The 11,339-nt window shown below is 39.4% G+C and carries 10 protein-coding genes and 1 tRNA gene; 4 read left to right on the forward strand and 7 right to left on the reverse strand.

Annotation, left to right across the window (positions count from 1 at the left end):
- From ytpR to U0M88_RS03930, 6 genes are all read right to left on the reverse strand, one after another.
- The coding region (gene ytpR / locus U0M88_RS03905) for a YtpR family tRNA-binding protein (RefSeq protein WP_442902232.1) at nucleotides 1–567 on the reverse strand (567 nt) is incomplete at its 3' end.
- Between the two features lie 11 nt (nucleotides 568–578).
- The gene (gene pheS / locus U0M88_RS03910) at nucleotides 579–1,613 is read right to left on the reverse strand and encodes a phenylalanine--tRNA ligase subunit alpha (protein WP_331868979.1); all 1,035 of its coding nucleotides are present in this window, start codon (nucleotides 1,611–1,613) and stop codon (nucleotides 579–581) included.
- 273 nt (nucleotides 1,614–1,886) lie between these two features.
- Nucleotides 1,887–3,179: a hypothetical protein gene (locus U0M88_RS03915; protein ID WP_168966707.1), complete on the reverse strand. Its 1,293-nt coding sequence runs from the start codon at nucleotides 3,177–3,179 to the stop codon at nucleotides 1,887–1,889.
- Nucleotides 3,179–3,724 (reverse strand): serine O-acetyltransferase EpsC, encoded by a 546-nt coding sequence (gene epsC / locus U0M88_RS03920; RefSeq protein WP_022790434.1) that lies wholly within the window; start codon nucleotides 3,722–3,724, stop codon nucleotides 3,179–3,181. The genes U0M88_RS03915 and epsC overlap by 1 nt, the downstream gene beginning before the upstream one ends.
- A gap of 86 nt (nucleotides 3,725–3,810) precedes the next feature.
- The gene (locus U0M88_RS03925) at nucleotides 3,811–6,834 is read right to left on the reverse strand and encodes a SpaA isopeptide-forming pilin-related protein (protein WP_331868974.1); all 3,024 of its coding nucleotides are present in this window, start codon (nucleotides 6,832–6,834) and stop codon (nucleotides 3,811–3,813) included.
- A gap of 95 nt (nucleotides 6,835–6,929) precedes the next feature.
- Nucleotides 6,930–7,307: a hypothetical protein gene (locus U0M88_RS03930; protein ID WP_331868975.1), complete on the reverse strand. Its 378-nt coding sequence runs from the start codon at nucleotides 7,305–7,307 to the stop codon at nucleotides 6,930–6,932.
- 117 nt (nucleotides 7,308–7,424) lie between these two features.
- Between U0M88_RS03930 and U0M88_RS03935 the strand changes: the two genes are divergently transcribed.
- Nucleotides 7,425–7,510: transfer RNA gene (locus tag U0M88_RS03935), tRNA-Leu, on the forward strand.
- Between the two features lie 143 nt (nucleotides 7,511–7,653).
- Nucleotides 7,654–7,812, forward strand: a complete 159-nt coding sequence (locus U0M88_RS03940) for a hypothetical protein (RefSeq protein ID WP_181965652.1) — start codon at nucleotides 7,654–7,656, stop codon at nucleotides 7,810–7,812.
- A gap of 717 nt (nucleotides 7,813–8,529) precedes the next feature.
- Here the strand turns inward: U0M88_RS03940 and rlmD are convergent.
- Nucleotides 8,530–9,825 carry a 23S rRNA (uracil(1939)-C(5))-methyltransferase RlmD gene (rlmD, locus tag U0M88_RS03945; RefSeq protein WP_331868976.1) on the reverse strand — a complete coding sequence of 432 codons (1,296 nt, stop codon included), beginning with the start codon at nucleotides 9,823–9,825 and terminating at the stop codon, nucleotides 8,530–8,532.
- Between the two features lie 109 nt (nucleotides 9,826–9,934).
- Between rlmD and U0M88_RS03950 the strand changes: the two genes are divergently transcribed.
- On the forward strand, nucleotides 9,935–10,378 hold the full coding sequence (locus U0M88_RS03950) for a MarR family winged helix-turn-helix transcriptional regulator (protein WP_331868977.1): 444 nt from the start codon (nucleotides 9,935–9,937) through the stop codon (nucleotides 10,376–10,378).
- 2 nt (nucleotides 10,379–10,380) lie between these two features.
- On the forward strand, nucleotides 10,381–11,339 hold a 959-nt coding region (locus U0M88_RS03955; protein ID WP_331868978.1), incomplete at its 3' end, for an ABC transporter permease.

Here is an 11,339-nt window from a genome sequence, read left to right on the forward strand (position 1 = left end):
ATGTAAGATGGCACCGGCTTCCACAGCCATATTAAAGCTGGCCAGGCAATCGTTACGATTGGGCGTTAATCCGATTTCCAGGATCTCATCATCCCATCCCAAATACTGTAAAGGATCAGTATTACCCACAGGTGCCTTGGCATCTAAAATTTCAATACCTGCTTTTTGTTCTTCGGTCAAAAGATGCGGATCCACACCCAGTTCCAGTAAGGAACAGATCATTCCGTTACTCTCCTGACCACGAATCACACCTTTTTTGATTTCACCACCCGGCAACTTAGCGCCCGGTAAGGCAACGATGACTTTTTGTCCGGCAGCCACATTAGGTGCTCCACAGACTATATTTAAAACTTCATTGCCGACATTGACTTTTGTACAATGCAAGTGATCACTGTCCGGATGATCGGTACACTCCAACACTTCCCCAATCACCAAATTGGTTCCCTGCGATTGATGTTCCACCGCTTCTACTTCTAAACCTGCATCGGTGATCTTTTGAGCGATTTCTTCAATCGAAAGATCGGAAATATCCATATATTGTGAAAGCCATTTTCTAGAAATTCGCATTGTCTTTCCCCCTATTCAAAACGCTTAAATTCATCCATAAAGCGCATATCGTTCGTATAAAAATGACGAATATCATCAATACCATATTTCAACATGGCAACACGTTCTATACCTACACCAAAGGCAAAACCGGAACATTTTTCCGGATCATAGCCGGCCATCTTCAAAACATTTGGATGCACTTCTCCGGCACCTAAGATTTCGATCCAGCCGGTTCCTTTACATGTCGGACATCCCTTACCGTTACAAATATGGCAAGATACATCGACTTCTACGCTTGGTTCGGTAAATGGGAAGAAGCTGGGACGGAAACGAATCTCGCGATCTTGTCCAAACAGCTTACGTGCCATAAATTCCAAGGTTCCTTTTAAATCGGACAATGTGACATTCTCGCCGATAACCAGACCTTCCATCTGCATAAACTGATGAGAATGAGTCGCATCATCATCATCACGACGATAGACTTTTCCCGGACATACAACCTTAATTGGCAATGAAGGTGCACTTTCTTCCAACACCTTCATTTGGATAGCCGTTGTATGAGTACGAAGCAGCCAGTTTGGATCAATATACAAAGAATCCTGCATATCTCTTGCCGGATGATCCTTAGGAATATTTGCTCTTTCGAAACAATATTCATCACTGACGATATCATCCCCTTCGATCACCTGATAGCCTAAACCAATAAACAGATCTTCCAATTCCTGCGTAACAAGATTTAATGGATGTAAATTGGCAAGGTGCGGTTTTCTACCTGGTAAGGTAATATCAATTTTTTCATTTTCAATCTTTGCCAACATTTCTTTTTGAGCCAGTTCCTGCCGTTTTTCTTCAATGGCCTGTGAAAGCTCTTGTTTGAGCTGATTCACTTTCTGACCAAAAATCGGCTTTTCTTCCGAAGATAAACTCTTCATATTCTTCATCAAGCCTTGAACCGGACCTTTTTTCCCCAGATAATACACACGCAATTCATTAAGCGTACTACCTTGTTGGCAATCGCGGATCTTTTCCAGTGCCTCTTTTTGAAGCTGTTCGATTTGTTCCATTGTCGTCATCCTCTCTTTATAAAACAAAAAAAGACGAGCACAGGAGCCAGTTACGGCGGTACCATCCTGTTTCGTCTTTACGCACTTATTTACCATGATAACCGTATGAAACGGAAGAGGTTTACTCTTGCTCCCAGGCGAATTCATCCAACTTCTCTGTTCAGACCTTTCAGCCGATGAGTCTGATTCTCTATCCATCGAATTCTATGGACTACTACTCCTGTTCAACGCTTTAACACTTGTGATTATACAAAATCCCTTGATAACTTTCAACTAAAACTCGTCGGCATCCTGCGATGGAGCCATCGCATCGATCTTAGACTGAAAGTGTTTGGCCTTCTGGACAAAAGCCATTTTATTACCCAGACTGATGACTTTTTCAAAGTACATACTGGCCAGAGAATAATCTTGTTCGACAAAAGAAATCATGCCGATATAATAACACGCATCCACTTGTTGAAACGGCAGTCTTGCCTTCTGCAAAGCCTGCAGATAATACTTTTTACACGTATTAAACTGCCCATTCATCAAATCGACCTTATTTTGAATAGATGCCAGTTCTTCACTTTGTACCAGGACCCCCTGTACGCCATAGTTCATACGTACTTTACCGGCTTCTTCTTTACAGCGATCTAGTGCATCTTCATCTTTTAACATATAATTGATTGTTGCCATCAGGCTCCAATATTGTAACAAGCTTGCCTGATCTCTTCGCGAATAATCGATCAGTACATCCATAGCCAGTTGCGGATCGTCCATATAAATCAAAGCCTGTGCCAATAGGATCCGGTTTTTCAGCTTTACTTTTCCATTGCGATTTGTCGAATAATAAATGATGGCGCTGGCACATGCCTCCGGATCACAATTCTGATACAGCAGCAACCGGATCGGCATTAAAGAATTGGCAAAATAGCGCATCAGATAATTAAAGGACATAAATAGGAAAACTAACAGTAAAACAAGCACCACGAAGTTTTGTACAAAGAACAGTACGCATAATGCGGCAATCACACCTAATGTATAAACGACCGTAAATTTACGGACATTTTTCTTACACTCCAAGGCAACGTTTTTGACGTTTTCATCCAATGTGTGATGAATCTTATAGATTCGCACGATCTCATCATCATCGGAAAAATTGCGCTGTTGTCTTTGAAACGATAAAGAACTTCTTAAGCTGACCATGCCATAAATGCAGACGATAATAGCCGGTATCAATAATACGATTCCTGCCAAAAGCAAATATACCGAGGCCATCAGTAGAAGAACTATAAAGATCAATGGGGCATAGCTGCTTTTACTGGCAACATATTGTGCTAAAAAAACAATATTGACAAGGCCCGCAAACACAATGCCTGTCATACCCGCCTGTAAAGCCGGATTGACCATCAAATCTCGGACCACGGCAAACTCTGCAGAAGATAGACCCGCCTCACGAGCAATCTCCTGTAGATACACCTGCAAGGTATCTCCATATACAAAATATGTAATCAGACCAAAGAGCACTCCGATCCCAAACGATGCCAGAAGTGCTAACAAATGCGTCTTACATCGATATTTCCACATTACTTTTGCTTCCTTTCAATGATCCTGGCAGGCATTCCCACAGCCGTACAGCCATCCGGTACATCGATCAGCACCACGGCATTGGCACCGATCTTGCAGTGATTGCCTAAAACGATATTTCCCAGACATTTGGCTCCGGAACCAACATACACTCCATCCTTTAAAGTTGGATGTCTTTTTTTATGTTGTTTTCCGGTCCCTCCCAAGGTGACGCCATGATAAAGATGACAATCATTTCCGACAATTGCCGTTTCCCCAATAACAACACCCATTCCATGGTCAATGATCAGCCCTCTTCCAATCGTTGCTCCCGGATGAATCTCGATCCCTGTCCATTTACGGGCAACATTGGAAACAAAACGAGCTAAAAAGGTGCGGTGATGATCCCACAGCCAACGGGCGATTCGATGCAATCCGATTGCTTTGATATGCGGATACAACCAGAAAACCTCCCATTTCGAATGGGCCGCCGGGTCTAGTTCCATCGTTCTTTTTATATTATAAGCAGCATCTTTAAAAAAAGATCTTCCTTCATACTCACTCATGAATGAATTTTATGTTATTTTATGCAAAATTGCAAGTTAGCGACATTCAAAAAGGGCAGCATCAAACCACCCTTTATGACTTCTCGTTATCTTTTTCTTCGCATCCATTGAAGAAATACGATCATACAGCCTAAAAAGCCGGACAGAAAAAACCATAACGCATACACAAAATGCATCGATTTACCGGTTGGAATAGAAGACTGTTTCTCATTTTTTACTTTTATATGCAGACAAGATTTTTCCATTTTCTCCTGTTTACCATCGATCCAAACCTCGTGATTTCTGATTTCGATCTTTTGTACATTCTTTTCCAGCTGATATCCCTTTGGTGCTCTTGTTTCCTTTAGATACCATACACCTTCTGTAACTTCTTTAAACAAAGACATTCCTTTTTTCAGATCCGTTTGTCCTACCTGCACCTGCTTTGTACAGGATGAATCTTCATACAAGGTAAATTCAAAATCTTGATTTGTTATGGTTTTCTCACTTTTGGCATCGATCTTTTCCACTTCTATTTCATAGAAAGGCTCTATTTCAAAGCTTTGGTTTTCATCGTTTCCATCTTTATGTTCGGCCAACAAATGTCCTTTATCACAATACAGTTCTTCAAATACTACATACTTTCCTTTAGGCAGGCTTTGTTTCTCAATCCAGAAAGAATTATCAACAGATTTCTTTTGTTGATCCGGCACAAAGCTGATTTCATGAATCAGCTCTTTTTCATTGACTTTCACCGGCTTTTGCGTAGTACTATCAATAATCGTACCTTTTAATCGATATGTCTTTTGTGCATCCAAATTCTCAAAAAAGACAGTGTCGCGAATCATAAAATCCTGATTTCCATTAAAAATCTTTGTCTGTTGCCCATTCGGTTGAACCGAAGTATCAATGGTGAGCTTTTTATTCTTTAATGTTTTAGAAACCTTATAAGATTTTGTCATGTTATCTTTTGCGGTAAACACAAAATCAATGGGCTTATCAGCCAGTTTATATCCTTCCTTTGTCTGTGTTTCCTCTAACTGATATACCGTTTTGCCCAATCCGATCGGCAGATTTTCGATACATAGCACCTGATCTTTTCCTAGTGCATAAATTCCCTCTCTGGCTGATCCCACATTGATCTTTTCATTGGCATGATATAACACACTGCCATCCGATGGATCCAGAATGTCCTCTTTTGCACGCAATACAAACAATACCTCTTGTAGACATGTTTCAACCGGATGTGGCTCTTCAAACTCTTTTTGAAGTTCGATCGTAGCTGTCGGCTTTTCATTTTCAATGATGACTTCAACATAAGCATCTTCTTGTGAATCCTTTTCAGAAACAAAATCTTCTCCAATATCGACCCATACTGGCTTTGAAAGTAAAAGATAGCCTTTAGGAGAAACCTTTTCTTCAATACGATATCTTCCCGCCTTTAGTTTTAAAGGTATCGTCATCTTTCCCTTTTCCTCTTTGGCCACAAAAATACCTTGTTCTTCCTTTGTCGAATTGGAAGCTGTTTCAAAAGTATCGAAGATTTTCGAACCAATCTTCATGGTGACTTTTTGATAATTTTGATCAAAGATCTGAAATCGTGCCCCGGAATATATGATTTCTTTTTTGGTATCCTTATCCTTTTTGACAAGTCGTAAATAATAATCGCTTGGTCGATTATTGATCGTATATTCCATCGGTTCCTTTTCATTTTCATCCACTGTAAAAGTGAATGGTCCTTTTAAGATATCCGTTTCCTTTGCCCCGGTCAACTGTTGAATCAGATACGTTCCATAAGCAAGCTCTCGACTGGTGGCATTTCCTTTTTCATCAGTATGCAACAGATCCCATTCGTGATCGGTAAATGTATCTTTATGCTTCAAAGCCTCCTGTATGCTTCCATATTGATCCACATACTTCTTAAGCACAACACCAAACTGTGCATTAGCCTCGGGTTTTACGATCTCCGTTGTACTCGCATCCGTGATAATCTTTTTTAATTGAAATCTTCCGGTCACAACAGCATCCGCAACCGAGAGTCGAACATCTTGTTGTGCCTTTACATCCGCCGTGATGATTTTAGTATTCAACTGATATCCCTTTGGTGCTTTGATTTCTTTGATCGAGTATGTTCGATCCGAAGGAAGCTGATCGAGTATATTACTTTGCAGATCATCCTGAATGGTCAGTGTACCTATCGGCTTTCCGGTTTTATCATCGATTACCAAATATTGAGCACCGACCAAAGTAGCTTCTCCCTGTGCGCGTGTACCGGTTTCCTGATCCCCTTTTGTGATCTGAATGCTACCCAATCGCACATGCGCATGCAAACGAAGCGTCTGCGAAGAACCACCGGTAATATATCCAACCTCCTGATAGCCATAAGGGTTCTTATAGGCAATACTGGTTCCCTGAGGGACATAGAAACAATGCATAGAAGCACTTCCCTGCAAACCATCTTCTTCATCCATCCACACACGAACCTGATTTCCATCTCGTTCCATTTTTAAAGAGCTTTGATCTAGAATGTAGTTTTCAAATACATGATTTTGATCCGTTAGAGTCTTGGCAAACTCTTTTCCATGTCCATATAAGGTGATATCCTGCCCCTGAAAGGAAACCGGTGTTTCCATGACATGTAAGCGCTGATTGATCAAATCAATCTTACTTTGGATTTCTGGGTGAATGTGCGTGATCAAACCCGGTGTAATCTCCTGCCAGATTCGAATCTGTGTGGCAAAATCCATCTCTAAGCTTGTATCGTTTTTATAACCATAACCCAAACTGGAAATCCATTCCAACTTCTTTGTCAAAGCAGCATTCCCAAAATAGCTGGCCAAATCCATGGCAGTATAGCCTCCATTTCCATTGGCAATCGATGCCAAAGGTTGAAGACAATACACTTTTTGTCCATTTATACTTAATTTTGAATAATAACTGGAACTATAGCCGGAAGCCGTCGGTCGTGTCGTACCGATAGCCCACTTATCATTAGGATCGACATGCACTCCTGTTGGCGCTTCTACATGAACGATTGCCGGACTTTGTGCCAATACAGATAAACTTTGTGTCATCAGCATACAAAAACTGAAAACCAACCAAATTGTTATTTTAATTTTCTTTCGTAACATTATCTCCTCCACATCCTTAAAATTGATTACCCTATTATTTATTACGAAAAAAAATCAAAAAACTATTAAAAAAGTTCAGAAAATCTGAACTTTTCTTAATCTTCCTTCGTTTCTGTAGGCTTTTCTTCCTCTTTTGTCTCTTCTTTCGGTTCTTCTTTTGTTTCTTCCTTTACCTCTTTTTGTTCAGGAACAGAATCTGGTTGATCTTCAGCTACGATCTCAAATTCTTGTGTCAAAGAATCGACCATTCCCAAAATCACCGCTAATACATAAAGAACGATGGCAAACATAAAAGGAGCAAAGGCACTGCTGATCAAGTTATTAACGATTTGTGAAACCGGAGCTGAAGAGCCATATGCCGTATAATACTGTGTAACCGAATCATACGTATAGAATAATACATAGCCTGTATAAACTAATGCAAGCAATGATAAACCATACAATACTTTTTGTAACATCTTTTTATTTTTCATTTTCATATCCTCACTTGATATACAAGAATTATTTTACCATAAATGCCTCTTGTCGTAAAAGTCATACCGATTTTGTTTGTCAAAGACATCATTCTTCGCTATAATAAGAAAGCAAATGAGGCCGTGGTGGAATCGGCAGACACGCTACTTTGAGGGGGTAGTGAGCTTAGCTCGTGTGCGTTCAAGTCGCATCGGCCTCACCAATGTTTTATATAAAGGCTTTTATAGCATAATGGCATATAAGTGGCGTAGTTTAGCCACTTTTTTTAATTATTTTAAAAACGGTTGTTAGCCTTTAGCAAACATTTATAATATATTGTATCTGTAAGGATGGAGGTGTAATCATATGACAGACAAAGAGAAAATTGGTAAAGTTTTAAGAGATATTAGAATAAGTCGTACTGGTTATACCATAGAAGAAGTTTCCTCCAAGTTCGGAAAATCCAGTCTGCTGCGCTATGGACGAGTAGAAGTCATTGATAACTCCATTCGCTTTATCTTTTAGCAGAAATAAAGCAGCCTGCTTATCTTTTGTAAGCATTACAAAATCACCTCCAAAAATAGAATACAGGGAGGTGACAAAATCGCGAAATATAGCGGTGACGAAATTGAGTGTGATTAACAAGTCTTTTAATATATTTGACACCATGTTTAAACATGCTATAATTCAAGTAGGCAAAATGGATAGTAAGCCTGTAACGAGAAAAAAACACCCTTGGCAGAGGGTGCTTTTTTTATCTTGAATAAAAAACCCTTGGAATGGCAGTTCCTTGGGCTTTTGGCTCATTGCACTACTTTTCTCTTCTGTCGAGCCGTTCACAGATGAGGTGGCAAGTCACACCTGCGATAACAGAAATTAAAATGGATAGTAATATCTCCTGCAACGAGTTCACCTCCCTTCTCGTTAGAGTGCAGGAGGGTGTAGCGCAACGAAAGCATTGTATCATAAGTAAAACAATCTATCTCATGATTTTAATATATTCTTTATCATTATTGCTTTAAAGCATTTACAAATATGAAACAAAGCTTGCCATTTCAATTATCTACGTCAATTTCGGCTAAAATGTATATGCCGATTTTATGCCATTTGATAATATAACCAAACTAAGCGTGGCATGATTTTTGGAACAAAGTATATGGAAAATACGATAAATACAGGTATATTCAAGTCGAAGCGACCTCACCATCGCATACAGCCAGTCTTTTTAAACAAGACTGGTTTTTATTTTTCCAATAGACAAACACATTCTAAACCGTTGGTATGACAGAACATATCCACCGGCTGTACCACCGTACAGTGATATCCACTTTTTTCAAATAACTTTACATCTCTTACCAGTGTATTTGGATTACAGGAAATATAGACGACTCGTTTAGGATGCAGTCCGGTAATATGACAAATACCTGCTTCGCTTAATCCTTTTCTTGGTGGATCCACAAAGACAACATCTGTTTCTTCTTTATATTTTTGCACAAAGATGCTGGCATCTTCACATACAAAATCAATGTTGGATAATTGATTGAGTTGCGCATTCTTTTTTGCGTTTTCCACGGCTTCCGGTACAATTTCCACACCTGTTACTTTCTTGACATACGGCGCGATGACACAACCAATCGTACCCACGCCGGAATATAGATCAATCACACGATCTTCCTTGGACAAGTTTGCCAAATGAATAGCCTGCAAGTAAAGAACTTCCATCTGTTTCGAATTAACCTGAAAAAAAGATTTAAAATGTAATTGTATCTTTTGCGACATACATGTCTGGCGCATTGATTCTAAACCATAGAGCACACGATAAGAATCCCCCAGTATCACATTATCTTCACGATCATTTTTATTAAAAAGGATGGATACCACATTATTAAAGTTTTCTGTAATATTCTTGGCCAGAGCACCCACATGATTCTCTTTGCCGATAAAAACGATCTGCACTTGTCCTAGCGCATTGGATCGTATCAGTACGTGACGTAATGTCTTTGCACTTTTGACATTCATGTTTGCCTTTATAAACTGATAAACCTCATTGATTTCTTTTGATTGAATCACGCAAGAATCGCAATCCACAATAGAATTGGAATGAGGTCGATAAAACCCCATATGGACTGTATCGTTGATCACTTGTACCGGAAACTGTGCTTTATTTCGATAATAAAAAGGATCTTGCATACCCAGTGTATCCTTGATCGTGCAATCCAGATGATTTCTTATAAATAGCTGACGCACATACTCTGTTTTTATTTCCAACTGTTTTTTATAGGCAAGATGTTGAAAACAACAGCCGCCACAACGGCTCGCATAAGGGCACTTTGGCTCTACTCTATCCTTAGAAGCAATCTGTAGTTCTTCGATCTTTCCAAACGCATATTTCTTTAAGACTTTGACGATTTTGATTCTTGCCTTTTCTTCTTTTAACAGACCTGGCACAAAGACAACCTGTCCGTCAATACGTACTACACCATAGCCCTGGTTGGTTACATCCAGGCACGAAACTTCATAAATTTCATTTTTTCTCATAGCGTTATTTTAACTTTTTTTAAGTCTATTGACAATCCTGTCAAATGACATATAATTATATAGCAAACTATATTTTTATATAGCAAGCTATGTTTTAAGGAGGCGTTGGATGAACCGAAGAAAATATGGTTACGGTTTCTATTTCAAGTGTATTCAATCATCAATTGAAAAACACATGAATGAAACATTAAAGGATTTTGATTTGACAATGTCACAAGAAAAGGTGCTTCGGTTTCTTAGATGGACAAAGTTAGAAAAAGTATCCCAGAAAGATATCGAAGAGTTTTATCACATCTCCAATCCAACGGTAACAGGAATATTGAACCGCTTGGAACAAAAGGGATACATTCGCCGTGTGATCAGTGAAAGCGATAAACGCGTTCATTACATTGAGTCCACCGAAAAAGCCTTAGAGTTGGAAAAAGCTGTACAGCGAAGTGTCAAACTCATAGAAGCAAAACTCATCGAAGGCTTACAGCCCGATGAGAAAGAGATGTTGTTTATCCTTTTAGAGAAAGTAACCAATAACGTAATTGAAAAGGAGGAAGTGTAAATATGTTAAAAACATTGATGGCTCAGATCAAAGAATACAAGATCAATACGATCAAGTCTCCGCTTTATGTCATCATTGAAGTTATCATGGAAGTCCTGATTCCCTTTTTGATGTCGATTCTGGTCGATCAAGGTATCGAACAAGGAAATATGGATATCGTATGGAAGATCGGCGGTACTATGGTTGTCTGTGCCTTTATCGGACTGTGGGCCGGTGCACAAAGTGGAAAACATGCCGCGATTGCCAGCAGTGGTTTTGCGAAAAATCTTCGTAAAGCGGAATATGAAAACATTCAAAAATTTGCCTTCAGCAACATTGACCAATATTCAACCGGAGGGTTAATCACACGTATGATGACTGATGTCACCAATGTACAAATGGCCTTTCAGATGGTTATTCGTGTCTGTGTACGTGCTCCGTTTATGTTAGTAGCTGCCTTAGGTATGTGTTTCTTTATCAACTTTGAACTTTCTTTAGTATTTGTCGGTGTCATTATCTTTTTAGGGATTGCCTTATTTGCGGTCAGCTTTGTCGTTCACCCTGTCTTTGAAAAGATGTTTAGAAAATACGATGCCTTAAATGCTTCTGTACAGGAAAATATCAGTGGTATTCGTGTTGTCAAAGCGTATGTCCGCAGTAAATATGAAACTAAGAAATTCCATAAAGAAAGTGGCGATATTTACCACATTCAGATGAAAGCCGAAAAAATCCTGATTTGGAACATGCCTTTGATGCAGATGAGCATGTATGGCGCTATTTTGATGATTTCCTGGTTTGGTGCACATATGATCGTAGGGTCTTCACTAACGACCGGTGAATTGATGTCTTTGTTTACTTATACGGCCAACATCTTAATGTCTTTGATGATGTTTAGTATGGTCTTTGTCATGGTCATCATGTCGATTGCCAGTGGTGAGCGTATTGCCCAGGTCATCAATCAAAAAAGTGATCTGGTTTCACC

Source organism: Faecalicoccus sp., from assembly GCF_036552745.1.
Lineage (GTDB): Bacteria > Bacillota_I > Bacilli_A > Erysipelotrichales > Erysipelotrichaceae > Faecalicoccus.

Excerpts from the sequence above, each read along its gene's own strand:
- pheS (WP_331868979.1), bottom strand. The coding sequence starts at position 1,613 with ATGGAACAAATCGAACAGCTTCAAAAAGAGGCACTGGAAAAGATCCGC.
- U0M88_RS03915 (WP_168966707.1), bottom strand. The coding sequence starts at position 3,179 with ATGTGGAAATATCGATGTAAGACGCATTTGTTAGCACTTCTGGCATCG.
- epsC (WP_022790434.1), bottom strand. The coding sequence starts at position 3,724 with ATGAGTGAGTATGAAGGAAGATCTTTTTTTAAAGATGCTGCTTATAAT.
- U0M88_RS03925 (WP_331868974.1), bottom strand. The coding sequence starts at position 6,834 with ATGTTACGAAAGAAAATTAAAATAACAATTTGGTTGGTTTTCAGTTTT.
- U0M88_RS03930 (WP_331868975.1), bottom strand. The coding sequence starts at position 7,307 with ATGAAAAATAAAAAGATGTTACAAAAAGTATTGTATGGTTTATCATTG.
- U0M88_RS03940 (WP_181965652.1), top strand. The coding sequence starts at position 7,654 with ATGACAGACAAAGAGAAAATTGGTAAAGTTTTAAGAGATATTAGAATA.
- rlmD (WP_331868976.1), bottom strand. The coding sequence starts at position 9,825 with ATGAGAAAAAATGAAATTTATGAAGTTTCGTGCCTGGATGTAACCAAC.
- U0M88_RS03950 (WP_331868977.1), top strand. The coding sequence starts at position 9,935 with ATGAACCGAAGAAAATATGGTTACGGTTTCTATTTCAAGTGTATTCAA.